The following is a 26,468-nucleotide window of genomic DNA, read 5'->3' on the forward strand; positions in this document are numbered from 1 at the left end:
ATTAAGTCTTATATATGTATATACGCATTAGAATAAAAAAAGTTTAGGCATAAGTGTTTGATATTTATACAATATTTTTTAGCTAACAACGAATTGATACTCGGTTCCGATTAGTACGTTATATCCTTACTTGATTTTATGTACTGACTTGTTTGATTCTAACATTAAACAACTTTGATTTCTTTTGGTTAGCAAAATATAAAGAGGCTGCCCCTCAGTCATCTATGATAACTAAGGAACAACCTCTTTTTTGAAAATTAATTAGTTAGTGAAGATAGTGCTAAGTTGGCCACCAAGTTTTTTACCAGCATATGCATTATTGCCATCGGAAATAGCTTTCAATGCTTTGTTGGCATCACCCTTGATCTCAACATTGAGATATTTAGTACCTACAGTATCTGGCAAAGTAACTTCAATGTAGAATTGGTTGTTGGAGCCAGGCACTGCAGCTACACCTTCAATAGTCAAGACTGTTTCATTGAATTTAACTTCAATTACTCTTTCCAGATCAGCAAGGGAACCAAGAACAATCTTATCATTACCTGTCACAATGAGACGATAAGTGTTGTCTGTTACGCTTTGAACTTTTGCTGTCAGAGTGTCGTTAAATTCTGGAGTGATTTCATCAACCAGAGTCTGTTCAGCTTTTGCGATAGCAATACCTTGAGCATCACTAGTCGAAGGGCTATCCACTGTTGTCAATTTTGCATTCGCACCAAGATAAGCAGGAAGCTTATTGTTGTCATTGAATGTCAACGTAAGCGTACGACCATCTTGGCTCAAAGATGCGCTATCTGGAGCCAAAGTTTTTGTGTCAACATCATTCCCGATTTCAGTAGCAACGCTCACACGGAAGTCGCTAGCTGTATAGGAGTTAATCTTACCGTCAAATTTAACCTTAACTTCTGTACGGGAAGTAGCTTTTGCTTCAGTCACAGCGATTCTGCTGGATACCGAAACAGGTGCCTTCAGCGTATAGCCGCTAACACCACCGATAGTTTGCTTGAAGTAGTTTCCATCAGCATCTTGAATCAGTTGCGCTGTTACCTCGTTAGAAGAAGCCAAAGTACCATCAGGATTAAACACCAAGTTCAATGCATTCTTAGTACTTGTGATACGCACAGTATCTCCAGATACAACATCAACAGTTACATCTTTCAACGGCGCGCCATTCACAAGGTACTTCTCAGCGAGGTCGGCTCTGCCTTCACCAGATGTTTTAACATTGGCTTTGTATTGAACATAAAGAATGTTCTCAGAACCGTCTTTTTTGTACCATACACGTGTGATAGCATCACCCAAGGTTTGCTTAGCCGAGAACACAGTAGTGTATGGGAGCATAGTGTTAGCAACATATGCCGTATCAACAACGTTAGCTACTTCCAGTGTGTAGTCAGCTGTATCCAGTTTTGTTCCCAGGTTTACAGTTACAACATTTGTTTCAGGATCGTAGCTTGGAGTCGAATATGGATGGCCATCGCTATCCAGACCAGTACCACTCACTGCTTTACCTTCACTGTTTTTAACAGTGTAGTTAGTTCTTGTTTCAGCAGAAGAAGCTTTAACCTTTTTACTGAAATGAACTTTCAATTTATGGTAGCCAGTAACATCATCTTGTTCTACTTCAACCTTTTCAACTGTTGGACGTTCAGTATCCAGAGTTGGAGTCAATTTAGCTTCACGGTTAGCTTTGTTACCGCTATAGTCAGTTACACCTTCAATGTAAACAGTGTTTTCACCAACTGCCAGTGGTTTGCTGAAAGTTACGATAAGCTTGTTATCTCTCTTCGTAACAACGCCCGTATTGCCGGATACACCATGGTATACTTTGCTCCAAGTTTTAACCGATTCATTAAACTCGATTTCAACTTCCGTCAAATCGTTAGATTTAATGGAAACAACTTCAGGAGCAGACGTGTCTTCAGCAATGGTGAACGATTGTTCTACCGGAGCAATTTTCAAACCAGAGAAATCACGAATATTGCTAACAGTCAGTTTATGTTCACCTGTAGGAAGGCTCGCATTGATAATGGCAACGTTAGGATAAGAGTATTCAACATTCCCACTAACCGGCACGCCATCTACTTTATAATTGCTAGAAGCGTATACGTCGGATTTCAGAACTGGCTCACTGAATACTACTTTGAACGCACTTGTTCCCAAACCTACTACTTCTTTAATTTCAGGAACTTTAACATCAACAACAGTGAATTTTACTGTTTGTTCAATAGTTTTGGTTCCATCTTCGTTTTTGATATTCTTAACTTTAATTTCTGTTTCTTTTTGGTGAGGCAAAGTGTATGCTTCTTGAAGCAAAATGGTAGCAGTTGTCTTGTCATCAGACAATCTCACACTGTCAACCTTTTGATCTTTAACCTCATAGTTCAATTTGTTTTCTGCAGACTTTTTATCCACAGTCCCATCAAATTTAACGACAATTTCCTTGAGGTTGTCAGCCGTTACACTTTCAACCTTTTGAGCCGCAGTCGTTACATAAGTAACTTTTGCAGTGTACTCTTTGTCTTGGTAAGTGAATTTGATTTCAGTTTCTTTGTTAGCTTCGAGAGCTTTTTCCAAAGCAACTTTAACCACATCACCATTAGACATAGTTACTTCTACGTTCTTCGGATCAACCACTTTGTAGGATTTCACCGTAGGAACTTGGCTTGCTTCGTAGATTGCGTAAGCTGCAACAGTCGCTTGGGAACGAGTAGCTGCTGCTTGGTAGTTGATGCCGTCAGCGATGTAACCAGCTTTAACAGCCGCTGCTACATAACCTTTAGCCCATTCGGACGCAGTGTTGTTAGCGTCAGCAGGAACTTCCAGTTTCAGAGCAGTTACCAGAACTTTAGCCAGTTCTTGTACAGTTACTGCGCCGTTCGGATCGAACAGTTTCTTAGTAGCATCTTTACCATTGAGGATGCCAGCTGCAGTAGCTGCTTCAATGTAAGGAGCTGCCCAGTGGCTAGCACTGTAGCCTTTATCCTTGTAAGTTGCAACGCCAGTTACTGGCTCCAGGTTCAGGGAATTAACGATGATTTTCGCGAGTTCAGCGCGAGTCAGCGTTTTTTCCAAGTGAGACAGACCATCTGGGAAGCCAGATACGATCCCTGCCTCTTTCAGAGCATTAAATTTTTGCTCTGGAGTCAATTGGGCATCAGCACCGAATGCTACGGAAGCAAACATGGAGAATGCCATTGCTGTAGACAAAGCTACGGACAAAATTTTCTTCATAACCTTTTTTTCTCCTCCTTGATTAACTATCACATGAGAATTTTCTTTAAATGAATAGCTCGTGTTACTCATTAGCCATTGCACCCCCTTTCCAGAGCTTGAGCAGGTTTCCTATAAATTAGGTCTGCAGCAGAACTGCAGAAACTTGTAAACGAGAATGAATAGAATGTAGAAATAGACTAGTTTCCTAATCCTACCTAAACATTATACAATGGGTCTCCGGAGCCGTAAAGCTAAATTTTCTAATAGATAGACAAGTTTCCCTATGAGGGAGACGTTGCCATGTCTAAAACGGTCGCCATTGTTAATGCTCTACATCTTAAACGCAGCAGGTTTCAAAAAGTTGCGGGGGTTTCAAAAAAAATTGCGAGATTGTAACTTTTTCTAAGATTCCCCTGAGTTACTCCTTTTTGACTTCCTTGCCGCCTGACGGAAATTAGTATATCATGCCGAAATATGTCAGTCATTAAGCAACTTTTCCCATTTTCGCGCTATCTCCATTGTATGTGAGTGCACGACAAATAAGACGTCCAATTTTGGACGCCTTATGGGCAAATCTCGTACCCAAGCGGCCGCAAGCTACCTTACTCTCATGGCCAATTGGATAATACGAGCCCGCATTTGCGGATCGGTATTCAGTTTCTCATACATCTCGTCGATGGCTTTTTTATTATCTTTGTATGTCTTCTCATGCTTCATCGTGTTATGAGACCATTCGATAAGTTCATTTTCGGCTGCACGCAGCTCGGTGAATGCATCATGGAAGCCCGTCTCAATTACAAGACTCTCCATAACCTCCTGGGTTACTTCTTGAAGCTTAGCCGTTTCTTCAATGCGCTTCTCCAATACTTTGGATCTATCCTCAAATTTGCGCTTAGCTTTGGAATAACCCAACTGCGGTTTCGATAGGATCGGTTTCATCTGTTCAAGTTCACCCTTTTGCATAATGTCTATTACTCTGATTATTGTAACGTAAAGCTCTAGAAAACACAAAAAGATGTAATTGGAAATAAAGAGACGGCCTTGGTTAACCTTGGCCGCCTCCAGTCATTGAACGCCTATTAGCTTAGGTTTTTAGGGAAGATAGACGAGCTTTTCTTCAGAAGTTCAACCGCAACTTTCCCTGCCTCAGCTCTCGTCATGTTGTTTTTCGGATTGAAATTGACGGATGCTTTCTTGCTGCCTGCCGTCGTAACACTTTGTCCATCCATGATTTTCGCTTTGTAAACAGCTTGCACGGCTGGACGTGCATAAGGATCAATTCTTCCCGAATCCAGGAATTGCTTAGCCAACGTTGCATTCAACTTACTATCATTAGCCGGAAGCTTCAGTTTGAGTGCACGAGCAATCATCATGGCTGCCTGTTCTCTCGTGATCGGCTCCTCAACCCCAAAGTATCCTTCAGTAATACCTGTAATGATCCCTGCACGGGAGGCCGTTTCAATATACTTGAACTCCCAGGTATCTGTTTTGGCATTTGGTACAACGTCAAAATAAGTTTGAACTTTATTGTCATAATTCAATGGGATATTAAGGCCTTTGACCAGCAATGTAGCAAATTCCCCGCGAGTCGTCAGATCGTCGGCTCCGAACGTATTCGGCTGCAGATTTGCCATAATTCCCTTCGAATACAGAGCATTCAGCATATTCCGTGCCCATGGATGGTTCGTGATATCGCTGAATCCACGGCTTTGCTTCATGACAACATAGTAGCCAAAATCATCAAAAGGCACGGTAATGGTATTGTTCTTCGTATCGACAGTCCCGCCGATATTCTCCCATTCCGAATTTTCGGTGAATCGGAATACCGTTACCGTAGTTCCTGCCTCATCCACGACGCTCTTGTTGAAGGCTAGCTTCAACGTGCCGCGTTGGGAAGGTACAAGCTTTCTTTCTGGTTCTCGTAGCAAGAGATCCCGGAAGTTTTGGGAATCGGAGTACTGCGGCAAAATCGAATATGGCGGCAAACCATTTGTCGCCGGCTTATACGAATCTCCGCTTCCATACTCGCCGTAACCCCCGTTAATCCAGTAAACATCAGAAACTCTGGTGAAATTGCTTGTTTTGGCCGTTGAGTTGAACAACTCAGACAAGTCCTCTGGCAAAGTCAAGGTTGCTAAGCCATTTGGTGTTCTTTCGTCCTTATCAATGTTAAAGAAGTTTCCGTAATCGTTCCGGCGCTCCAAGATCCCGTTCTTAGGATCTGCAATCCCAAATAACAACTTATTGTCCGGATAAAATTTAGTTACGCTACCCTCAGGTACATTTGCTGTTTTTAATACGGTACCTTTAGGGAAAGTTAACTCCAGCGCTTTATTAAACGCCGAATACTTCGTGGCCGGTTTCTCCGTCATATACTGCGAATCCACAGCAACAGCACTCGTATAATAAACCTCTATAGTGTCATTAAGCGTTTCGGTTCCACGTATAATTTGAATTTTGATCTTGGTCGTCTTATCCGGTTTGAGCCCTACAAAATCATAGATAAATCTTGCCGGTGCATTTTCAGGCAGGTCCGTACGACGAATGGCTTCCCCTTTATCAATAATGACTCGGGTTGCACCTTCAGCCTCAATATCGAACCGAACAAAGTTCTTGTTAACGATGATCTGATCGCCTACCGTCGGAACCGGAGATAGAATCCGATATGGTGCCAATACGCGAGAAATCTCCAGTCTTTGCAAAGTCCGGGCTCCCGTAGAATTGATAAGCTCCAGATTATATACCTGACTTCCCAGCGAATCCAGTGCAATATCCTTAATTCTCAATACAAACTTGCCGTTAAATACAGCCATGTCATAACCAACGTCCGGTTTACCGCTCCGAACAATGGTTCCTGTAAGAATTTGTGTGCTTGTCATCGCCGTTGAAGTCAGATCCGCAGTAGGTGCATCTGTTTGGGAATTAAAGACGCTCTCGGAGCCCCGCATTAAGTTAACAATTTTGGCTCCTGCCCCTTGAATGATCAGATCATAATTCTTGGCGCTAGTTTCATAAATCTCTCCAACCAACTTAAACTCAGGCGAGCCCGCAAGAATTTGGGTCAGCTGTGTGTTAGCTCCGCTCGTATCATTCAGATCCAGACCTGTAAACGTTACTGCTGGATCAAAAATCTTCGGACGGAAAACAGTAATGTTCGAGACATTTGTATCCAGAATGTACAGTCTCAACTCTTTAACAACCGTTCTGGAATTCCCCTTACCATCCATGGATACCCCGCTGAATTTAATACGGTTCTCACCATAATACAAGGGGCCGTTAACATCGATCGGCAGTTGAATCGAGAAAGTAGGCGCAGCCGTCGTTGGATTAAAGGCAATAGGAGGCGTCAACTTATCATTAGAAACCCCATTCACAAAAAACTGTGGATTTGACAGGTTTTCAAAGTCGCGGTACTCCCCATTAATATCTACGTAAAGGTTCGCTTTACTTGAATCTACCGAAATCGTTTGACCATCATACAAGCCTTCAACATAGATGTAGTTTTTCGTTGCATACGTAATAGTAGCAATTTTGGATGCACTGGAGGTACCAATGCTAAATTTCACTTGTTGCGTACCACTGGAAAATCCTGTGATTTGGAAAACATGCTGTGTTGCTGTCCCCGTAGTTACAGGAGTAATTGTTGGTCCAGTAGTCCCTCTTGGCAAGTAGACTGCTTTAAGATCACTACTGTTAAACGCTTGGTCTGCCGTAACCAAAATGTAAAAATTATCTTTATCGGCTTGAGTACCATCCAGATCTGGAAGGTCATTGATGTTGACTGGCGGCGTTGAACTGTCCTTCATATATTTCAATCCGGTAACACCAATCTCGCCTGGAAGGTATTTGAAGTTGATATTCAGAGATGTCGAATAAGTTCCATCATATTGCACACTAAGATTAAACTTTTGGTCTCCACTTCCAAAGGTGAATGGCACACTAACTTCAACTAATCTGTATGCACGGGATACACCGTCTGGTGCAGGAATTTCCGTTTCTGTGGCAGTAAATGCCGTGAACGGCGGATTTGTCGTGTTGAAGAAATCCGTCAGTGTCACATTGCCTTTTCCAGCACCTTGCGATGCACCAAAGGCATTACCAGTATCATTTAATAACATCGAGAACTTGAGTGTTCCAGACACAGGCAGTGCCGGTGTTGTGGCTTCTGTGATGGTTGCCACTTTATTGTTCACATCATATTCAGCACCGTTATACTGGACGGCAATCGTATCGAACGGTTTATTTTTATCAAAGTAATAAACGGAGCGCTCAATTGTAACAGAATCCGCGCCGCTTTTAACAGTAATCGTAATTTTGTTAAGGCCTGGTTTCAAATTAAGGGCAGGCGAAAAGAATTTGCCCGTTTGTGTTAATGTAGTAACTAAACCCGCGCCCCCATTCACACTAACGGTTACTTCCGTCGCGTTCTTCACTTCACCGGAGATCGAGACGTTTTCTTTATCTGCAACAACCTCCGAACCCTCGTTTAAGTAAATGGTTCCATAACTGGATCCTAACAATTTCAAATCTTGTACGTAAGGAACTTGATCAAATAAAGCATAGAATGTCGATTCACGTGTTATCCCATTTTGGGAACCCGATAACGTAATTCGGTTAAACCCTGGGAATAACGGCAAGTTGGTAACTTTGAACTTATCCTGGAAAGATGACGAGGTATCTCTAGAGATATTCCCATTTTTAAATTGAGAACTATCTGTCTCCCAGACCCCCTCACCCGTAGCCTGATTTGTAACTTTAAAGGTCAAACGTTCAACTTTAACCTTTAGGGAGTCCTCAGTAACCTGAGAATAAGTACCGGTAAAAGTCATCGTAGGAAGCGTTGTTGTATACATTCGGCTATCCCGAGCGACTTGGTCTGGACCGGGAGTGAGTGTTAACGTAGTCGTATTTCTCAGAGTTAAGTCATCCGGAATAAAATAGTTGCCCTGAGCAGCATTGGCCGTAGGAACGAACCCCGATGGCAACAATGTGATGATCAATGCTGTAAGCATCAACCATATGAAGGGCTTCTTCAAGCGTTGCATGGATTAATCTCTCCTTTGTCGTGTAGTGTGTGTTGATGTCCCCGTCAAAGTTCTGCAGGGACTGCCCATAAGCGTCACTTACATATGTTATCGGTCGAAAGTTGGAAGAATTTTAGGAAAACATGAAAGAGAATCCAACAAAAATCCTGGGGCACAAAAAGATGCCGTTTCGGCGTGGCTTGCTCCGGCATAGATCGCTCTTAGATTATCCCGTTCGCTCAGTCTGCCTTTCAGGAATAGTAACCTTCCTCCTCAGCGCACTGCCTCGGCAACCCTCATCCGTCTCGCTAACGGACCGTAATGACCTTATTCGTCGATTTCCCACTCATTTCCCGTCCTAACGGACTACAGAGACCTTATTGAGCTCATTCTGACGTAAAACTTCCGAAGCAGCACGAAATAAGGTCTCCACGGTCCGTTAGAATCCAAACAGCAGCAGCCAAGCGCAAATAACGGCTCTGATGTCCGTTAGATCAGGGGGAGTACAAGAGGTACAAAGCGGTTGAAGGGGGGGCGGGCCGAACAGGGAGGGTAATCCGCTGAATCAAGCACAAAAAAACAACCCCTGCGGCTCATCACCGCCAAGGGTTGTCCTATCATCAAGTAAAGAAATGCATAATTGCCCTGCATTTAGGAATGCTATTATTTCGTACCGCGCTCCTCCGACACCTTCATGCGAAGGCGGGCGAGGAAGTCGAGCACGGGGCGCTTCGTTTTGCCAATCAGGCCGATGACTTCGGCACCGATTTGCAGGAAGAAGACCATGACGCAGATGACGACAAACGTCACCCAGTTCGCGTTGTACATCGCAGCCGACGACTGGATCACAGCCAGTACGCCGAAGAAAGCGGCGATGCCGTAAATGATCAGCACCGTCTGACGGTGGCTGAATCCGAGCTCACGCAGGCAATGGTGCAAGTGCCCCTTGTCCGGCGAGAAGATCGGCTTCTTCTGCATCCAGCGGCGCACGATGGCGAACATCGTGTCCGAGAGCGGCACACCGATCAGGATCAGCGGCGTCAGGAACGACACGATCGCAATCTGCTTAAAGCCGAGCAACGACAACAGCGCTAAACTAAAGCCGAGAAATAAGGCGCCCGAGTCTCCCATGAAGATTTTCGCCGGGTGGAAGTTAAAATACAGGAATCCAATAATGCTGCCCAGCAGCAGCAGGCAGAGCAACGCCACCATCACATTGCCCATCAGGAATGCCATGACGGCAATTGTCCCGATCGCAATGGCAGAGACCCCAGCAGCCAACCCGTCCAATCCGTCAATGAGGTTAATGGCATTCGTCACACCAACAATCCATAGGATGGTGAATGGAATGGCCACCCACGTCTCCACTGCAGCATAGGTGTGAAATGGAATATTCGCAAATTCAATCCGGATATCAAATACGAACACGACCACGCAGGCCGTTGCAATTTGAATTAAAAATTTCAATTTTGCCGGTAAATCGAAGCGATCGTCCAAAGCTCCCAGCAGCACGGTAATCGTTCCGCCTACTAGGAAGGCTTTGATAAAGTTCACTTCGCGTACCGTGAATACGTCAGGTAAGAATGGAAGAATCAGAAAAAACGCGATGACAAAAGATAAAAATATCCCTAAACCACCGAGTCTCGGCATAATTCGTGTATGCACTTTGCGCGCATTGGGCACATCCACGGCGCCGACTTTGACAGCGAATTTTTTTACGAGCGGCGTTAGGCCCAAAGCCAAGCCAAGTGATACGATAAACCCGATGATATAGATCATCAACATTCAATTTCGACCTCCAATTGTTCTGCACCGGAATGATTATACTCCGATTAAAGAGAAACACCAACCCCTCATTTGCGCAAAAAATCACAGTAATTCATGGAAATCGAGACTTTTAGCCCATTTTCGTAAGGTTTTCTTTCTCCCGCAGCACGCGTACGGCGAATTTCGGCAACGCCAGCATTCTGCGGAAGCGGGTAGGTTCCTTCAACAACCGGTACAGCCATTCCAACCGAAGCTTCTGGAAGGCCACAGGGGCTCTTTTGGTTCGTCCGGAAATGACGTCAAAACTGCCGCCAACGCCCATCATGACAGGGACGCGCAGGACGTCTTTGTATTTGGCGATCCAAGGCTCCTGCGTGTCTGCCCCCCGGGCAACAAACAGCAGATCAGGCGCGGCTTTGACGATTTCGTTGATCACTTCCGGGTCTTGGTCCGGACCGAAGTAGCCGTCACGATATCCCGAAATCGTCGTTCCAGGATATTGCAGAGCCAATCGGCGAGCCGTTTCCTTCACGACGTCTGGCGCTGCACCGAGCAGGTACACCTTCCAACCGCGGCGCTCCCCTTGCTTCATCAATTCGTGCAGCAGATCGTACCCCGGCACGCGTTCTGTCACCGGGTCGCCGCCTTTTTGCGCAGCCCAGACCAGCCCCGTTCCGTCCGGCACAATCAGTTCGGCGGTTTTCATCATCGCTTTATATTCCGGATTCTCAATCGCCGCCATCATCATGATCGGATTGGCCGTAATCACATGGTGCGGCGTCTTGGCGGCGACCACCTCCGTCAAATAAGCGACCGTCTCCTTCATCCCCCATTTGCAGACGGGAACGCCAAAGACCGAAACCGTCGGGATACCTTCCTTGATCATCGTCATCACCTGTTCACCCATCACTTTCGTAAAAATTCAACGATCCGCCGCGCGGGCACCCGTGCCTCCCGCTTCAGTTCGGCAATTTGCGCGGCGTGGGTCTTGCGCCATGTCCCGGCTTCCTGCAGGAGGCGCTCCCCTTCCGCGGCCAAGATCCGCGGATCCAGCTCCTCCGCGGTCCCCACCGGGACGCTTCCGATGCGACCTAAGAAATGGTCGATCTTCGGGTCATACGAGACGCCGAGCAGCGGGACATTCTGCGAGGCGGCGTAGATCAAGCTGTGCAGCCGCATGCCGATCAGCAGGCTGCACTGGCTGACCTCCCGCAGCATATCCTGCGGGTGCTCCGCCTCTGGCGCAATGCTCACGGTGCAACCCCGTTCCGCTACATTTCCCAACCGTTCCATCACGAAGCGCGAAGCTTCGTCGTCGCCTGGGAAATGGAAGGGCAGAAAGCGGATATGCACCGGCTTGCGGCGGCAGAGCAGCGAGAGCCCCTCGGCCAGCTGCGTGAGATCGGTTCGCGATGGGTTCCAGAAGCGAACCGATACGCCCACGACCGGCAGCTCGGAAGCGGACTCGCCTTCCTCGCCGCGCCCTTCCGAGGAGCCATTCGCAGGCTCCCGAAGCGTCAGCCCCATCACCGGGTCAGGCACGACCTGGATGGCATCTTTGCCGCGCAGCCCCATGTCCCGGAGCAAGCTGGCCGATTCCGCATCGCGCACGGAAATATAGTCGCAGCGCCGGAACACCGAAGCGATCAAAGGCCGGAACAGCTTGCGGTTCACCGGTCCAATGCCTTGGGCATACACGAAGGTCGGCTTGCCGAGCCATTGCGCCAGCTTGATGATGCCCAGATAATACGGAATCGACTTAATCCCCGTCGCATCCTGCAGCAAGCTGCCGCCCCCGCTGATCAATCCGTCGCTGCTCTTTATAGCCTTCCTTACCTCGCCGAGTTTCATCCGGTGTACAGCTTCCACGCCATACGTGCGGCTTGTCCATTCTGGATCGATGGACAGCACAACGGGCTTGATGTCCACACCCGAGGTCAGGCCTTCTTCTTCCAACGCGGTCAGAATCGATTGAAGCACCGCTTCGTCCCCGCTGTTGCGAAATCCGTAATACCCTGACAGAACTATGGTTTTAGTAGCCGTGGCGACCATTTATCCCAGCACCTTTCAATGATTTGCCAAACGAGAACGGCAATCAAACCAATCACAAGACCAAGTCCGAGGCCCAGAACATCGCGGATCAACGAAAGCACGGCCGGCGTGTGAATATGTGCGAACGTGTCGACCATCGACAATTGGCCCATCACCGCGATAATCATCGCAAACATCGCCCAGCGATAGCGGAACGCGGCAAACAGACCAACAATAAAGAGCGGATGTGCCAGCAAAAATTCTTTGTTCCGCGGCCGAACACCAAAGGTGTTCTCCAGGAAGGAACGGAAAGCCGCTTCACCCGGCAGCAACGTTCCCGCATTACCGGTACGGGACAGGTAGTACAGTGCCGCCACACCAAGTACAGCAGCAACGACTACCCAGAGCACCGTAATTCGCATGCTAAGCCATTTGCGCAATTCCTCCCAAACCGAGTTGCCCCGGTATAAGAAGACATACACGGCGATCAGCAGGATCGGCGCCAAATGCAGCAGGCTGACGCCACGGAATTGATTTAGCACCAAACTATACGTAATGTTGTTCAAGAGTGCGATCACGAACGGTACAGCGAATAGGGACAGCAACGATGTTTTGATATACAACACAATCGTATGCGTCAGCCGCCGACCGCCCGAAAGGTTCGGATGCTTCTCGCGAAGCTCCTGCACCTTGCGGATCGCCAGCACCATCGCAATCGTTGGCGCGCTGATGGCGACGAACAGAGCTAATGCCTGTTCAAGCAATACTGGCTTCAGCACGTACAATCCAGCCGAACCCACCAAACCGATCACAAAAGCTGCCAGCGTAAGCGACGGCAGGAAACAAGAAATCAGCAGCGCCACAAACGCTACGCCCCCAAGCACAACCAGCGCCTTCAGATATCTTTGCCAGCTGGCATCGTGAATTGTGAAGGCTTCGGCTTGTCCCAGCTCAAATCCGTTGTTTTCGATTCGCTGCAACGCATTCCCTGGAGCTTGCAGCGAGCCGATCAGATTATCGATGGGATTCGTAATCGCCGCTTTCGCCGCATCTTTGGAAGCCGAAGCGTTCAAGTACACCATCCGGATGTTCCGGTCTTTCGTCGCCAGAACGAACCGATCGGCCAGTGTCATCTTATCTTGCGAAGCCTCCGCATCCGACAAGGAATGCAGGCGTACGACGTTATAGTCGATCAAGTAAGCCAGCTTGTTAAAGCCTTTTTGCGGCGCCTTTAAATTTTCGATGGCCGCGATGCCGATGTTGTATTTTTCCAATAAATCTGCAAAGCCTTGCAAACTATGCTTCGTCGGATCTTCGTTAAAGCCTTTCACCGCTTCGCCGTCGAACAGAATGCGATTCACCCCGTTTTCAGCAAAGAAGGCCAATAATTGATCCATCTCTTCCTGATCATAAGGGATATTGTCCGAAAGCCGCGGCAAAATCGTAAAGCCTTTTTCCCTCAGCATTTGAAACGCAATCGGATCCAGCGGCATCGGCTTCATCATCGCTTCTTCCATGCCCATGCCAATCGCCAGACCGCCATGATCTTGATACTGCCAGCTGGCCACCGGCACGTCCAGCTTGCGGAATGCCGCTTCGATCATCGGCTTCAACTGCGCTTCGTTCTCCGCACTTGTAAACGCCAGGTAGGTGTAATTTCCGCTATTCGTCACGACAGTACTATTCAGCTTCGCAACTTCCAACGAACTAAACACCATAATCCGGCGCGCTTTCACCAATTCGTCCAGCGTGCTTTCAAACATCGCCATGGTGCCCACGCCAGCTTCCTTCAGACGGTCCAACTGCTCGTCCATGTACGCCTGCGGATTCGCCTTATACGATGCGATATCCAACAATCCTCGATAATTAAAGACGAACTCCACTTTGTTTGCGGAGGATTCCGTTTGAACCCGCTGCGCGATCACCGGCACAGAAGCCAGGATTCCGACAATCACCAAAACCCACAACAATTTTCGGGAAGCGTTATTCCACCGCTGCCAACTTCGAATCACTAAGGTACCTCCTCAAAAATGCATAAATCCACATCTGTTATTTGTTTCCCAACCTGCTTGCCAATTATTGATCGACGCGAGCAAGAACATCTTCCTGTATCCGATTCAGACGTGCCTTGGCATCTTCCGTCGATGTGCCGCAAACGCCAAAATAGAATTTAATCTTCGGTTCCGTACCCGAAGGGCGCAAGCAGAACCACGAACCATCATCCAGCAAAAACTTCAACACGTTCTCCTTCGGCAAACCGTCGAGACCTTGCGAATAATCCAGTACTTCGGATACACGCACGCCCCCAATTTCCTTCGGCGGATTGCTGCGGAAGGCTTCCATCAGCGCACCGATTTGGGCCAGCCCGTCTTTGCCTTTCAATGTACGGGAAGCCAGCGCTTCGCGGTAATAACCGAACTGTTGGTACAGTTCCTCCAATACGTCAATCAAGGTCTTGCCTTGGCGTTTGTAATAAGCCGCCGCTTCGCAGATCAACATAGAGGCTACAACGGCATCCTTGTCGCGCGCATAGTTGCCCGCCAGGTATCCGTAGCTTTCCTCATAACCGAACAAATAAGTATACTCACCGGAAACCTCAAATTCGTTCATTTTCTCCCCGATATATTTGAAGCCGGTCAGCGTGTTAAACACCGTAGCCCCATAATGACGAGCAATCGCAGCGCCAAATTCGCTGGTTACGATCGTCTTCACGACCGCGCCATTGTTCGGAAGCGTTCCTCTTTCCTTCATTTGACTTAATACATAATGAACGAGCAAGGAGCCCGATTGGTTACCGGTAAGAATTTCATATTCTCCGTCCCGCGTGCGCACAACGGCCCCCATCCGGTCCGCATCAGGATCTGTACCGATCAAGATATCCGCACCTACTTGTTTGCCGAGGTCGATTGCCATCGTGAATGCTTCCCGTTCTTCGGGGTTCGGAGACTTCACCGTTGGAAAATCACCATCCGGCAACTCCTGTTCCTTCACAATGTGCACTTGGGTAAAACCAAGCTTCTCCAAAGCACGGCGAACCGGAAGGTTCCCTGTTCCATGCAGCGGCGTATAGACCACCACCAGATCTTTCGCTGCTCCGGAAGCCATGAGCTCGCGATTAACACTGGTGTTCGCTACCGTATCCGCAAAGGCTTCATCCTCATCAGCACCCAGCCATACGAGCAATCCCTTCGCTTCCGCTTCTTCGCGGCTTAACCGTTTGACTTGAGCGAAGGAAGCCACTTTCTGAATCCGAGCAATGACTTGCTCCGCTTCATGTGGAACGAGCTGGCCGCCTGTCGAGTTATAGACTTTATAGCCGTTGTACTCGGGCGGGTTGTGACTTGCAGTGATGACGATGCCGCCGGTCGCCTTCTGAGCGCGTACAGAGTAGGAGAGCTGCGGCGTTGGACGCAGCGACGGGAACAGCTTGGCTACGATCCCGTTGCCGGCCAGCACCAAAGCCGCTTCCAGTGCAAACTCCGGCGAGAAGTGACGGCAATCATGCGCGATGACAACGGAAGGCGCCCCGGCCTGACCCGCATGCGCTTCCAGAATATATTCGGCAAACCCTTGCGAAGCACGGGCTACCGTATAACGATTCATGCGGTTACTCCCGGCGCCGATCGTACCGCGCAACCCGCCTGTCCCAAACTCTAGGTCACGATAGAAACGGTCCTCGAGTTCTGTCGGGTTATTTTCCAAATCTCGTAATTCCTGTTTGGTTGCTTCATCGATTGTAGGGTCCTGCAGCCAGCTCTCCAGCTTCTCACGGACAGCATTACTGATTTCAGTCATGGATAGGTTCTCCTCCTTAAGTAATCACGATGACGCCCCATTAAGACAAGGCGAACATGATGTCTCCCTCAGCAACAACTTTATCGTCCACTTTGGCAATGGCATGGCCTTTACCAATGGAGCCCTTCATCCGGGTCACTTCGACTTCCAAGCGCAGCGTATCTCCCGGAACGACCTGCCCGCGGAAGCGGAATCCATCGAGTCCAGCCAAGAAGCCGATCTTCCCGCGGTTCTCCTCGACGTTAAGAATCGCAACAGCCCCAACCTGGGCCAGCGCTTCCGTAATCAATACGCCCGGCATGACAGGGTATCCCGGAAAATGCCCGGTAAAGAACGGCTCATTAATCGTGACATTCTTAATCCCAACGGCACGTTTGCCTTCCTCCAGCTCAATAATACGGTCCACCAGTAAGAACGGAGGACGGTGCGGCAAGATTTCCTGAATTTGGTTCGTGTTTAACATATGTACGTCTCCTTTCGGTTTAGGGCATGAGTTTCGGATGGGCGCATCCCAATTTGAATAAAAATGCGGGTATCCGTTCACACTGTAGATATCCTTCGCCTCTGCAGAAGCGAAGGTTAAGATAAGGGGCTTATCCGCAATTGACCCCCCGGTCGATTACGGATACAGCCCTTTTGACGGTTTTTCTCACCTAAGTCCCCCATCATTATACATTTTTCGCCTACAAAAAGAAAACTCCCGTTAGCCGAGAGTTTGTGGACATTTTTGTTATTTTCGTTCGGTTTCTTCTATTATATAGAGGCGATTTGAATGGCCTTATGGAGCAAAGACCAAGTCAAATACATGCTTCCAAGTTGCCCAGTTCCAAATATCGGACACCTCTTGTTTGCCAAACACAACATACCCTACGACCATACCTGCCGCCAGAGCCGCAACAAGAACGAGCAACACAAGCACGATCTTCAGGATGACGATCCAGGCCGGCCGTTTGCTCACCGGTTGACTGTCTTCACTCATGAAGCATCCCACCTATCCGCGCAAGTTGTTGGCTAGACCCATCATCGTCTCACCTGAGGTTAGCGCACGAGCTGTCAATTGGTAGGCGCGCTGTACCTGAAGCATCTCTGCCATCGCTTCCGTCAAATCTACGTTAGAGGCTTCCAGCGCCCCTTGGCGCAAGCTGGCCCGTTGTTCCTGCGGAAGGGTAAGGGAATCTACCATCGCTTCAGCAGGGTCAACCCCCGCAGCCAGAACAAAGAGGTTTCCGTCTTTTTGAACGAGGACATCCGGCTTCTCCGCCGTCAACAACGCGATTCGTCCGACTTCCGTTGTGCCTTCTCCATTGGTAGCCAGGATATTTCCTTCTGCATCAATGCTAAGCTTGGCATCGGACGGGAACGTGATCGGCTCGCCTTCGGCGTTCAAAACGACATACCCGAGTTGATTGACCAAGAAGGCCGACTCGGCATCATCCGGATCCGGTTGAATGTGAAAATCCCCGCCCCGGGTATAAGCAACGATCCCTTCCGGCGACAATACGCTAAACATCGCATTGCCTTGAATGGCCAAATCCGTCATATTGCCAGTCTCTTGAATCGAACCCTGAGCATAATTGACAGTGACCTGCGACATTCTAGAGCCAAAGCCCAGAGTGAATCCGGACGGTGTAGCCCGGCCCGGCAGATTCAGATCCGAAGTCTGGTTCTGCACCCGAGTCAGCGTGTCTTCAAAGTTAGCTTCTTTTCGTTTATACCCTACTGTGTTCGAGTTAGCGATATTATCGGCCAGCAAGTCCAACCGCTGCTGAATCCCGCTCATCGATACCATCGCGCTGATGACGGTGTTATTCATGCCGCACCTCCTGTATTAAGCAAAGCAACCAGACAGGATCACTGTACTTTGCCAATTTCATTAACTGCTTTATCCAAGCTTCTATCGTAATATTGAATAATTTTTTGGTTGGATTCATAAGCGCGTTGCGCGGCCAGCAAATCCACCATAGACTGGGCAGTATCGACGTTAGATACCTCAAGATAGCCTTGGCGCACCACAGCCCCATCCGTTCCAGGCACCAGTCCGCGGACTCCCGCCGCCTCTTCATCCGCCACCCGGAAGACGCCGTTGCCTTCACGGACAAGCTGGTAAGGCTGCTCTACCACGGTAATCCCCAAAGTCCCCAAGTTCACCAGGGCACCGGTATTATCCACGGCCGTTAAATTACCCGCTTCATCGCTGGACAATGTGTTCACAGACAAGCCCGCATCTAGAATAATCGGATTGCCGTCGGTGTCCAACACCCGATAACCGGTGGATGTTCTCAGTTCTCCCGCCGCATTCACCGCGAAGCTGCCATCCCGGGTATATCGTACATTCCCCTCGTTATCTTCCACGGCGAAGAAGGCTTGCGGTTGATAAATCACTTCGCCGTCCGCAGTCACGAATTTACCGGAGGCGTCAAACGCATAAGGCTCACCCGTTTCCGGGTTCTCCAAGCCAAGCTCCGAGATTAAGGCAAAATCGGTATTCTTCCCGGTTTCCTTCAAATCTCCTTGCGTAAACGCCGGCAAGCTCTCTTCCGCAAACACCCCGGTTACCAGCTTCCCGATTTGCTTATTGTTTCCTGACTGCTTGTCCCCCATCAAGGAAATCAACATTTCGGGAAAAGAGCGCGCTACGGTGTTCACCGATTTGTAGCCCGGTGTGTTGAGGTTGGCAATATTCTGCGTAACTGTATCATGCCGCCGTTGTTCAGCGATCATGCCGGATGCTGCGGTATAGAGACCTCTTAGCATGACTTACCTCCAGACGCTATGTATTCGAAATGCCCTATTGTTCTGAGCAATTCATTCCTCTTTATTATATCGGACGATTAGAACTTTCTTCTTAGCACCTTGTCCAAATTATCGAGCATAATCCCCGTACCCTTAACCACACAGTGCATTGGATCTTCCGCAATCAGTACCGGTACGTGAAGCTCTTCGGCCAGCAGCTCGTCCAACCCGTTCAGCAGAGCGCCTCCCCCGGTCAAAATCACGCCGCGGTCAATGATGTCGGCGGACAATTCCGGCGGAGTGCGCTCCAGCACCGATTTAGCGGTGGTAACGATGGAGGATACCGGGTCAGCCAGCGCCTCCTGAATCTCATTCGCCGTGATCGTCACGGTCAGCGGCAATCCGGATACCATGTCCCGTCCGCGGATGTCCATCTCCGCCTGCCGTCCGTTCGGGTGCACCGTTCCGATTCCAATCTTGATATCCTCTGCCGTCCGTTCCCCGATCAACAGCTTGTACTTCGTTTTAATATATTTAATAATGGCAGCATCAAACTTGTCCCCAGCGACTTTAAGCGACGAGGCCGTGACGATGTCTCCCATGGAGAGCACCGCCACATCCGTCGTCCCGCCGCCGATATCGACAACCATGTTGCCGCTCGGTTCGAAAATATCCATGCCGGCCCCAATTGCGGCCGCTTTTGGTTCCTCTTCTAGATACACTTCTTTGGCACCGCTGTGTTCGGCGGCTTCGCGAATCGATTTCTGCTCAACCGACGTAATATTCGTTGGCGCGCAGATCAGAATTCTCGGATGGCTGTACCAGCTGCGTCCACCCACCCGGTCGATAAAGTACTTCAACATCGTTTCCGTAATTTCAAAATCGGCGATAACTCCGTCCTTCAAGGGACGAATTGCAGTGATATTTCCAGGCGTACGTCCTACCATCCGCCTAGCTTCCTCACCAACGGCCAGTACTCGTTTCCCATCGCTGTCAATGGCGACGACGGAAGGTTCGTCAAGTACGACTCCCTTTCCCTTGATATGAATCAGCACATTGGCCGTGCCTAAATCAATCCCAATATCCTTGCCCATCATTCGATCCCCCAAAGCGTATTTTTGTAAATCACGGAAAGGACGTAGCGGTCCTACCTCATGTGATATGGCAGAAGTGTCCCGCTGACGAGGTGTTGTTAATCGACAAAAGTCGAAGAATATTGCGAAATTTCGGGATAAATGGATGAAAATCCACATCATCTTATACCATATTTAAAAATACCATACTTTAGGGGATTGATTCAATGATTATCGTTCGATGAGCGAACTAAATAAATTCATTACGCTTTAATTCACAGAGCTAATCACCTCGCGTTTGTTTTGGCCTTTTTTCTTATACTTGATCTTCGTTGCTTCACCGCCGCGCAAGTGTCTAATCGATTTGTGATATTCGAGAATGTGCTTCACCTGATCCGCTAAATCCGGATTAATCTCCGGCAAACGTTCGGTTAAATCCTTGTGCACCGTGCTTTTCGAAACGCCGAATTCCTTGGCGATCGTCCGAACTGTGTGCCGTGTCTCCACGATGCACCGTCCAATCTTTATCGTCCGTTCCTTGATGTAATCGTGCACGCTCCCGCCTCCCTCAACTCGAGATAGTTTGGTACATTATATGAGGGGCGGGCTTAGATATTCTTTGTTTCCAAGCGTGACAAGCCTTTGCGGGGCCTTTTATTTTACCGTTGGTTACCAGGGGGGCAGCTGCAGCTCGGTTGGAACAAGTGAAGTGAAGTGCGTAAAACGGAGTAATGGAGTTACCATCTTCATGCTTCATAAAGGACTTTTTTGGCCTTATTTGGGCGTTCGAGCTTGATCTGCACGAGATAAGGACAAAATAGGCTCTTATTTGTCTCGATCCTCAGGAAAACAAGCCTTATGAGGCTTGGATCAAAAAAATAAGGCCAATATTTTCCCTTATTTACTCGGGAAGCCGGAATTTCCGGTAAATAAGGCCTTTTTGTACCCTTATTGCGAATGAGGACAAAAAAACGGAGAGCTCTTCGCTCTCCGTCAGGCCTGCTGCCGTAGTCCTCGATGTTTGGATCGGCTGGCAGTGCCTTCACATGGGATGGATGGGTTATTGCAAAACGTTAGTTTTTCGGAAGTACAGATTCCGGATTCACCAGCTCGCCATTTTCATAAATTGCAAAATGGACATGGTTATCCAAATCCTTCTCCACTTCGTTGCGGCCAGCGCTGCCGATAATGTCGCCTTGCTTCACTTCGGCATCCTTCTTCACCTTAACTTCGCCTAAGCTTTCGTAGACCGTCTTCAGGTTATTGGCGTGCGTAATTTCCACCACATACCCGAGGAGCGGCACTTCTTCAACCCGCGTCACTTTCCCGCTCATCGCAGCCGTGACTTCGAAAGGCTTGCGGTCTTCACGCGCCAAGTCGATCCCGGTGTTTGGCGTAAACGTATCGTTGTACTGCACCAGGGCGGCTTGATGTTCTTCAGCCGTGCCGTCCTTCTCATAGAACGGCTTCACAACACTCACTTCGGCGGCATTTACTACCGGCCAAGCGAGATCCTCGGAGGAGGCGATGACTTCGGTTGCCTCTTCCTCTGTCGTTCCCTCTCCCGTTGCGGCTTCCTCTTCGCCAGACAGGTTCACGGTGTCGGTTACGCTGGCGGGGGTCGAGTCCATCGGCTTGTTGCTCGCATCCTGGTAGACCCACACTAAGGTTAGTATAATTGCCGCTGCCGCCACATACGCTGCCGGGTAAACCCATCTCTTAGACAATAATCTCTTCCACGCGGATACCGGCTTTACCGGTTCTCCCAGTCCCATTTTAGGAGATTCCTCGTGACTTGTTTTTTTCTGGTTTTCATTCATTTGCTCATCACCTCAGTAACCAGTGTTACCGGGGTGAACTCTTTTATACTTCGTCTATATACTTTTTTTCAGAAAAAAGAGAAACTTCGCCTTCCATCATCTACTTGAGAAAATGGGAGACCTGCTGAAACGAGATTCCTGTGTAGTAGTGTTTGAGGATTTGCGTGGTCGTATAACCCTCTTTCGCCATCCCGTTCGCTCCCCACTGACTCATACCCACACCGTGGCCGTAGCCGTAGGTGGTGATCTTCACCGTATCGCCCGTCACCGCCAGCGTAAACTGGCTGGAGCGAAGGTCCAGCTTCTCCCGGACTTCCCGGCCATTGTATACCTTGTCGCCAATGCGAATCTCTTTCACGCGATGCCCGGTCGTCCAAGAGAGAATCTTAAACAGCTTATCGGCTCTCAGCTTCGATGCCGCCGCTTTCGCTTCGGTTTCTCCCTGGTCCAACGCAGCCAGCGCCGTCTGAACCGGCTCCGGCACTTTCTGGCCTAGCTTGGCGTAAAGCTGGGTGAGCGGCATTTCCACGGTTTCGCGGTTGTTCGGATTGATCGCGGCATCCCAAGGGCTTGGCACGCTGCGCAGATAAGGAATTTTCAGCGACCAATATTCCTCAGAGTTCTCTGTGTATCCGCCGCTGGAAGAGAAGAAAGAGGCCGTGATTGGCTGTCCGCGGAACGTCATCACGATTCCTGCCGTCTGCCGGACGGCTTCGCGCAGCTTCTTCAGCTCTGCACCCTTCCCCCGGTTCGGCCACTCTTCTAATTCGGAACGAGGGAGATAGACTTGATGTTCAATGGTGTCGTTAACATCCGCGGCTTTGTTCCCTGTGCCGGAAGTATCTCCAGCCGCCAGCCGCTGGACGATAAAGGTGCGCGCGGCGATGGCCTGCGCTTTGAGTGCCGCGAGCTCGAAGTCCGCCGGCATCTCGGCGGCAAGCACGCCGGTGACGTACTGCTCGAGCGGCACGGTCTCGACCACGCCGGTGCGCGTGAGATAGACGCGCACCGGCGGTCCGCCCGCCGCAGCCGCATCCGCAGCGTCCGGCTGCACGGGCGGCGCCTCCGCGCGAGCCGCGTCCTCTGAGCGCGGCTCCGCGGCCGGCGGCACGGCGGCAGACCGCGTCTGCGCCGCCGCCGGGTCGTGGCGCACGGCGGGTGCCTGCGCCGTGCGCCACGCGATCAGCGCTGGCAGCAGCAGCGCCAGCGCGAGGAGCGCCGCCACCACAGGGGCGGCGCCGGTGCCGCCGAACCATCTCCGCCCGAGGCGGGAGAGGGTTCGGCGCGGCCGCGTGCGGACGCTGACGCGCACGCGGGTCTCCGGCGGCACCACTTGCAGCAGCGGTGCCGCCGGCGGCGCCCCGGGCCCTGCCGTAAGCTTCACCCTGGCCGTGCCTTCATGGACCGCACTAGCAATCCCCGCACGCCCGTGTTGCTCGACTCCTCCTTTTCCACGTTCTTCACTTAACTCCGTCGCTTGTTCCAATTTCGGTTGAACCTTCATCATAGATACGGGCGCCGGCTTCTTCGTCGCATTCGCCCCGTCATCCCTTAAAGGCTGGCTCACGGCCTGATGACTTATGGGAAGATGGCTGCTTTCTTTTTGGCTTTGCTTGACCTCTCGACGAGGTGCCACATTGACTTTGACTGCTTGAGATCGTTCCTGCATCGATGGATTCCCCCCGCCCTCATCATGCTGCCTTACTAGCGAGCTAGTAACCTAGCTTTCTGCCCTTATATCGTTTGCCCGCTATACTTATAGATATGAGTTTTGAGGGATTGCTAGAACAGTAAAAAGACCCGATTTCGCGGGTCCCTTGCAAAAGCTTCTAGATTTTATAGAAACGATCAACCTTGGTCTTCTATCTTGTTCAGAAACGGAGCCGTCTTCTTATAGGTTTCGCCCCATTCCTTCATTTGTATAATGATCGGAATTAAGGTTTTGCCAAATTCCGTTAAGGAGTACTCCACCTTCGGAGGGACCTGGTGGTACACCTCGCGATGAACGACGCCATCCTCCTCCAGTTCGCGTAGCTGCAGTGTCAGCATCCGTTGGGTAATTCCCGGGCAAATTCGGCGAAATTCGTTGAATCGAATCGGTCCGTTCATCAAATGATATAATAAGACCCCTTTCCATTTGCCTCCGATTACATCCAACGTGAACTCCACCGGGCAGGCTTCATCGTTGGGACAAAAGCCATAACCGCTCTTGCGATTGCGCATTGCTGCATCCCTCCACAATAGTATACAAATGTGTACTACATAACATTAATGTGCGTACTTCCCATTTTAGTGCATTACATTTACATTAACAATAGAAAAGGAGGAGGTATACTATGGCTAATCAAACCATGAAAGCCGTTGGATTCTATAACTATTTGCCCATCGAGCACCCGGAGAGCTTGTTGGATGTCGAGATCGACAGACCTGTTCCAACCGGTAGAGATTTGCTGGTCAAGGTTCACGCCATCTCCGTCAATCCAGTTGACACGAAAGTGCGAAAACCCAAAAGTAAAGTGGAGTCTTCCCCCCGAGTGATTGGTTGGGACGTTGCAGGCATCGTTGAAGAAGTGGGGCCAGATGTGACCTTGTTTAAGCCGGGGGACGCCGTGTATTATGCCGGCAGCATCACCCGTCCCGGAGGGAACAGCGAATTCCACCTGGTTGACGAACGGATCGTTGGTCGTAAACCAACTTCGCTGGATTTCGCCGAGGCTGCCGCTCTCCCATTGACCGCAATTACCGCTTGGGAAGCGTTGTATGATCGCTTAGGCGTCTCCAAAGACGCCAACCAGAATGCCGGGAAAACGATTCTAATCATCGGCGCTGCCGGAGGCGTGGGCTCTATCGCCACGCAACTTGCCAAGCATGCCGGACTTACGGTGATCGGCACAGCATCCCGTCCTGAATCGGTCAAATGGGTAAAAGAGCTGGGGGCGGATGACGTCATCAATCACTATGACCCGTTTGTTCCTCAACTTCAAGCGCTGGGAGTTCAACATGTCGACTATATCTTTTGCTTGAACACCACCGAAAAACACTGGAAGAACATGGTCGATGCGATCGCTCCTCAAGGCAAAATCTGCTCGATCGTCGAAACGGATGAGCCGGTCAACATCTCCCTGTTGCAGCAGAAAAGCGTCACCTTCGTGTATGAACTGATGTTCACTCGCCCGATGTTCCAAACGGAAGATATGATTGAGCAGCATCATCTGCTGAACGCTTTGGCTGATTTGATCGATCAAGGTGTGATTCGTTCGACCGTGGCAGAGAAGCTCTCTCCCATCAACGCCGCCAATCTCCGCAAAGCCCATGCGCTACTCGAATCCGGAAGAACGATCGGCAAAGTGGTCCTAGAGCATTTCAACTAAAGAAAAAGAAAAACCATGCCTCGGGCATGGTTTTTCATACTTCTATAAACTTCAACTTAAGCCCAAGAGGGCTGAATTTTCAAAACTGGGATTTCCTCTTTGGCGCTAGCTGATACTTTCTCGGTTTCCGGTGCGGTCTCTTCGACCGAAATCCGCCAAATGTCCGCACCCAAGCCGGACAGCTTCTCGGCCAAATCCACGTATCCCCGGTCGATATGATGGGTACCGCTGACTTCCGTCGTCCCGTCCGCTGCCAGTCCAGCTAAGATCAGTGCCGCTCCGGCACGAAGGTCGGTGGCGCATACCTTGGCTCCGCTGAGTTTGTTGCTCCCGGAGAGAATTGCACTGCGTCCTTCCACCTTAATGTCGGCATTCATTAAACGGAACTGATCGACATGCATAAAGCGGTTTTCGAATACCGTTTCGGTAATGACACTTGCTCCTTCGGTTACGAGCAGCAAGGCCATCATTTGCGCTTGCATATCCGTTGGGAAGCCCGGATACGGTAATGTTTTCACATCCACTGCTTTCAGCGGTTTGTCTGCAATCACACGCACGCCGTTCTCCTGAACTTCTATGGTGACGCCCATTTCCTCCAATTTGGAAATCACCGGTCCCAAGTGATCCGCAATTGCCCCTTCAACAAAGACGTTCCCGCCAGTGATTGCCGCAGCGACCATAAACGTTCCTGCCTCGATCCGGTCAGGGATCACCGTATGCTCGCATCCACGCAACCGTTCGACGCCTTCAATCCGAATCATGCCCGTTCCGGCTCCGCGGACAACGGCTCCCATACTGTTCAAATAATTGGCCAGATCAACGATTTCCGGCTCTTTCGCTGCATTTTCAATAATGGTTGTGCCTTCCGCCAAGGTTGCCGCCATCATAATGTTCTCCGTTGCGCCTACACTGGCAACGTCCAAATAAATCTTAGCCCCGCGGAGGCGGCCGTTCGACTTGGCTTCGATAAACCCGTGGCCGATGGTGATTTCTGCACCCATCGCTTCGAAGCCTTTCAGATGCTGGTCAATCGGTCTGGTCCCGATCGCACAGCCACCCGGGAGGGAAATCCGGGTGAATCCCATTCTTGTTAACAATGGACCCATGACAAGAAAAGACGCCCGCATCTTTCGCACCCATTCATAAGGCGCCTCGCAAGAAGTGATTTGCCGCGCATCGACGGTAATGACCTCTCGGTCATACTTAACAGCTGCTCCTAGCGACTCCAACACTTTATTAATGGTCATTACATCGTCAAGAGGGGGTGCATCGCGAATGACGCTGACTCCTTCTTCACCCAGTAAAGACGCTGCAATGATCGGTAGCACTGAATTTTTAGCACCGCTGACTTTTACGTTCCCGGCCAAAACATTGCCACCGCGGACGATAAATTTGCTCATCATGGTTCCCTCCGCGCGTTCATTTTCACTTTTTTCCCGATTTGGAAAAAGATTTACCTGGTTCAATCCCTAAATTTCATCATATCACCGGTCATTTAAGGCACACAAGGCTCCAATCTTGTCGAAAAAGCGAGTTTTGGCACAGAAATCGCTTCTTGCCCCGATTATGGACATGTTCTCGAGTTGTAGTCCTTATTCACCATTGTTGACACAATGAAATGATGTTATTCGACAATTT

The 26,468-nt window shown here is 49.6% G+C and carries 20 protein-coding genes; 1 reads left to right on the top strand and 19 read right to left on the bottom strand.

The genetic code is table 11. From position 1 onward, the window contains the following. Positions 1-261: 261 nt before the first annotated feature. From C812_RS18375 to C812_RS18455, 18 genes are all read right to left on the bottom strand, one after another. Complete coding sequence (locus C812_RS18375; RefSeq protein ID WP_051135021.1) at positions 262-3,306, bottom strand: S-layer homology domain-containing protein; 3,045 nt, start codon at positions 3,304-3,306, stop codon at positions 262-264. Positions 3,307-3,813: 507 nt separating this feature from the next. Next, positions 3,814-4,155, bottom strand: a complete 342-nt coding sequence (locus tag C812_RS18380) for a hypothetical protein (protein ID WP_028538158.1) — start codon at positions 4,153-4,155, stop codon at positions 3,814-3,816. Between the two features lie 140 nt (positions 4,156-4,295). Next, positions 4,296-8,261: an S-layer homology domain-containing protein gene (locus C812_RS18385; protein ID WP_016314150.1), complete on the bottom strand. Its 3,966-nt coding sequence runs from the start codon at positions 8,259-8,261 to the stop codon at positions 4,296-4,298. Between the two features lie 642 nt (positions 8,262-8,903). After that, complete coding sequence (locus C812_RS18390; protein WP_016314151.1) at positions 8,904-10,025, bottom strand: glycosyltransferase family 4 protein; 1,122 nt, start codon at positions 10,023-10,025, stop codon at positions 8,904-8,906. 112 nt (positions 10,026-10,137) lie between these two features. Further along, complete coding sequence (locus tag C812_RS18395) at positions 10,138-10,899, bottom strand: WecB/TagA/CpsF family glycosyltransferase (RefSeq protein WP_036625969.1); 762 nt, start codon at positions 10,897-10,899, stop codon at positions 10,138-10,140. Positions 10,900-10,913: 14 nt separating this feature from the next. Next, a complete protein-coding gene (gene csaB / locus C812_RS18400; protein ID WP_016314153.1) occupies positions 10,914-12,059 on the bottom strand; it encodes a polysaccharide pyruvyl transferase CsaB in 1,146 nt (381 codons plus the stop codon). Then, a complete protein-coding gene (locus C812_RS18405) occupies positions 12,032-14,050 on the bottom strand; it encodes a DUF5693 family protein (RefSeq protein WP_016314154.1) in 2,019 nt (672 codons plus the stop codon). Before C812_RS18405 ends, csaB begins: the two co-directional genes overlap by 28 nt. Positions 14,051-14,114: 64 nt before the next feature. Continuing rightward, entirely contained in the window at positions 14,115-15,833 is a 1,719-nt protein-coding gene (locus C812_RS18410; protein WP_016314155.1) for a phospho-sugar mutase, read from the bottom strand. 40 nt (positions 15,834-15,873) lie between these two features. Next, a complete protein-coding gene (gene fabZ / locus C812_RS18415; RefSeq protein ID WP_016314156.1) occupies positions 15,874-16,296 on the bottom strand; it encodes a 3-hydroxyacyl-ACP dehydratase FabZ in 423 nt (140 codons plus the stop codon). 315 nt (positions 16,297-16,611) lie between these two features. Beyond that, positions 16,612-16,812 carry a DNA-directed RNA polymerase subunit beta gene (locus tag C812_RS18420; RefSeq protein ID WP_016314157.1) on the bottom strand — a complete coding sequence of 67 codons (201 nt, stop codon included), beginning with the start codon at positions 16,810-16,812 and terminating at the stop codon, positions 16,612-16,614. A gap of 12 nt (positions 16,813-16,824) precedes the next feature. After that, positions 16,825-17,646 carry a flagellar hook-basal body protein gene (locus tag C812_RS18425; RefSeq protein WP_016314158.1) on the bottom strand — a complete coding sequence of 274 codons (822 nt, stop codon included), beginning with the start codon at positions 17,644-17,646 and terminating at the stop codon, positions 16,825-16,827. Between the two features lie 38 nt (positions 17,647-17,684). Continuing rightward, positions 17,685-18,587 carry a flagellar hook-basal body protein gene (locus tag C812_RS18430; protein WP_016314159.1) on the bottom strand — a complete coding sequence of 301 codons (903 nt, stop codon included), beginning with the start codon at positions 18,585-18,587 and terminating at the stop codon, positions 17,685-17,687. 77 nt (positions 18,588-18,664) lie between these two features. Then, positions 18,665-19,663: a rod shape-determining protein gene (mreB, locus tag C812_RS18435; protein ID WP_016314160.1), complete on the bottom strand. Its 999-nt coding sequence runs from the start codon at positions 19,661-19,663 to the stop codon at positions 18,665-18,667. A 246-nt stretch (positions 19,664-19,909) separates the two neighbouring features. Then, a complete protein-coding gene (gene spoIIID / locus C812_RS18440; RefSeq protein ID WP_016314161.1) occupies positions 19,910-20,194 on the bottom strand; it encodes a sporulation transcriptional regulator SpoIIID in 285 nt (94 codons plus the stop codon). Between the two features lie 191 nt (positions 20,195-20,385). Continuing rightward, on the bottom strand, positions 20,386-20,685 hold the full coding sequence (locus tag C812_RS22715) for a hypothetical protein (RefSeq protein WP_208855771.1): 300 nt from the start codon (positions 20,683-20,685) through the stop codon (positions 20,386-20,388). A 27-nt stretch (positions 20,686-20,712) separates the two neighbouring features. Beyond that, positions 20,713-21,459 carry a M23 family metallopeptidase gene (locus tag C812_RS18445; protein ID WP_009223750.1) on the bottom strand — a complete coding sequence of 249 codons (747 nt, stop codon included), beginning with the start codon at positions 21,457-21,459 and terminating at the stop codon, positions 20,713-20,715. Between the two features lie 100 nt (positions 21,460-21,559). Then, positions 21,560-23,095, bottom strand: a complete 1,536-nt coding sequence (spoIID, locus tag C812_RS18450; RefSeq protein ID WP_244268362.1) for a stage II sporulation protein D — start codon at positions 23,093-23,095, stop codon at positions 21,560-21,562. 212 nt (positions 23,096-23,307) lie between these two features. Then, positions 23,308-23,682 (bottom strand): winged helix-turn-helix transcriptional regulator, encoded by a 375-nt coding sequence (locus tag C812_RS18455; RefSeq protein WP_016314164.1) that lies wholly within the window; start codon positions 23,680-23,682, stop codon positions 23,308-23,310. Between the two features lie 113 nt (positions 23,683-23,795). Here C812_RS18455 and C812_RS18460 point away from each other — a divergent pair, with 113 nt between their 5' ends. Then, the gene (locus tag C812_RS18460; RefSeq protein WP_016314165.1) at positions 23,796-24,830 is read left to right on the top strand and encodes a zinc-binding alcohol dehydrogenase family protein; all 1,035 of its coding nucleotides are present in this window, start codon (positions 23,796-23,798) and stop codon (positions 24,828-24,830) included. A gap of 56 nt (positions 24,831-24,886) precedes the next feature. Here C812_RS18460 and murA read toward each other — a convergent pair whose 3' ends face one another. Beyond that, positions 24,887-26,230, bottom strand: coding sequence for a UDP-N-acetylglucosamine 1-carboxyvinyltransferase (gene murA, locus C812_RS18465; protein WP_036625972.1), 1,344 nt, complete (start codon positions 26,228-26,230; stop codon positions 24,887-24,889). Between the last annotated feature and the right edge of the window lie 238 nt (positions 26,231-26,468).

The sequence above is a fragment of the Paenibacillus barengoltzii G22 genome, from assembly GCF_000403375.2.
In the GTDB taxonomy this organism is placed as follows: Bacteria; Bacillota; Bacilli; order Paenibacillales; family Paenibacillaceae; genus Fontibacillus; species Fontibacillus barengoltzii.

Excerpts from the sequence above, each read along its gene's own strand:
- C812_RS18390 (WP_016314151.1), bottom strand. The coding sequence starts at position 10,025 with ATGTTGATGATCTATATCATCGGGTTTATCGTATCACTTGGCTTGGCT.
- C812_RS18430 (WP_016314159.1), bottom strand. The coding sequence starts at position 18,587 with ATGCTAAGAGGTCTCTATACCGCAGCATCCGGCATGATCGCTGAACAA.
- C812_RS18445 (WP_009223750.1), bottom strand. The coding sequence starts at position 21,459 with ATGAATGAAAACCAGAAAAAAACAAGTCACGAGGAATCTCCTAAAATG.
- C812_RS18395 (WP_036625969.1), bottom strand. The coding sequence starts at position 10,899 with ATGACGATGATCAAGGAAGGTATCCCGACGGTTTCGGTCTTTGGCGTT.
- mreB (WP_016314160.1), bottom strand. The coding sequence starts at position 19,663 with ATGATGGGCAAGGATATTGGGATTGATTTAGGCACGGCCAATGTGCTG.
- C812_RS18420 (WP_016314157.1), bottom strand. The coding sequence starts at position 16,812 with ATGAGTGAAGACAGTCAACCGGTGAGCAAACGGCCGGCCTGGATCGTC.
- C812_RS18460 (WP_016314165.1), top strand. The coding sequence starts at position 23,796 with ATGGCTAATCAAACCATGAAAGCCGTTGGATTCTATAACTATTTGCCC.
- C812_RS18410 (WP_016314155.1), bottom strand. The coding sequence starts at position 15,833 with ATGACTGAAATCAGTAATGCTGTCCGTGAGAAGCTGGAGAGCTGGCTG.
- csaB (WP_016314153.1), bottom strand. The coding sequence starts at position 12,059 with ATGGTCGCCACGGCTACTAAAACCATAGTTCTGTCAGGGTATTACGGA.
- C812_RS18425 (WP_016314158.1), bottom strand. The coding sequence starts at position 17,646 with ATGAATAACACCGTCATCAGCGCGATGGTATCGATGAGCGGGATTCAG.
- murA (WP_036625972.1), bottom strand. The coding sequence starts at position 26,230 with ATGAGCAAATTTATCGTCCGCGGTGGCAATGTTTTGGCCGGGAACGTA.
- fabZ (WP_016314156.1), bottom strand. The coding sequence starts at position 16,296 with ATGTTAAACACGAACCAAATTCAGGAAATCTTGCCGCACCGTCCTCCG.
- C812_RS18455 (WP_016314164.1), bottom strand. The coding sequence starts at position 23,682 with ATGCGCAATCGCAAGAGCGGTTATGGCTTTTGTCCCAACGATGAAGCC.
- C812_RS18375 (WP_051135021.1), bottom strand. The coding sequence starts at position 3,306 with ATGAGTAACACGAGCTATTCATTTAAAGAAAATTCTCATGTGATAGTT.
- C812_RS18385 (WP_016314150.1), bottom strand. The coding sequence starts at position 8,261 with ATGCAACGCTTGAAGAAGCCCTTCATATGGTTGATGCTTACAGCATTG.
- C812_RS18380 (WP_028538158.1), bottom strand. The coding sequence starts at position 4,155 with ATGAAACCGATCCTATCGAAACCGCAGTTGGGTTATTCCAAAGCTAAG.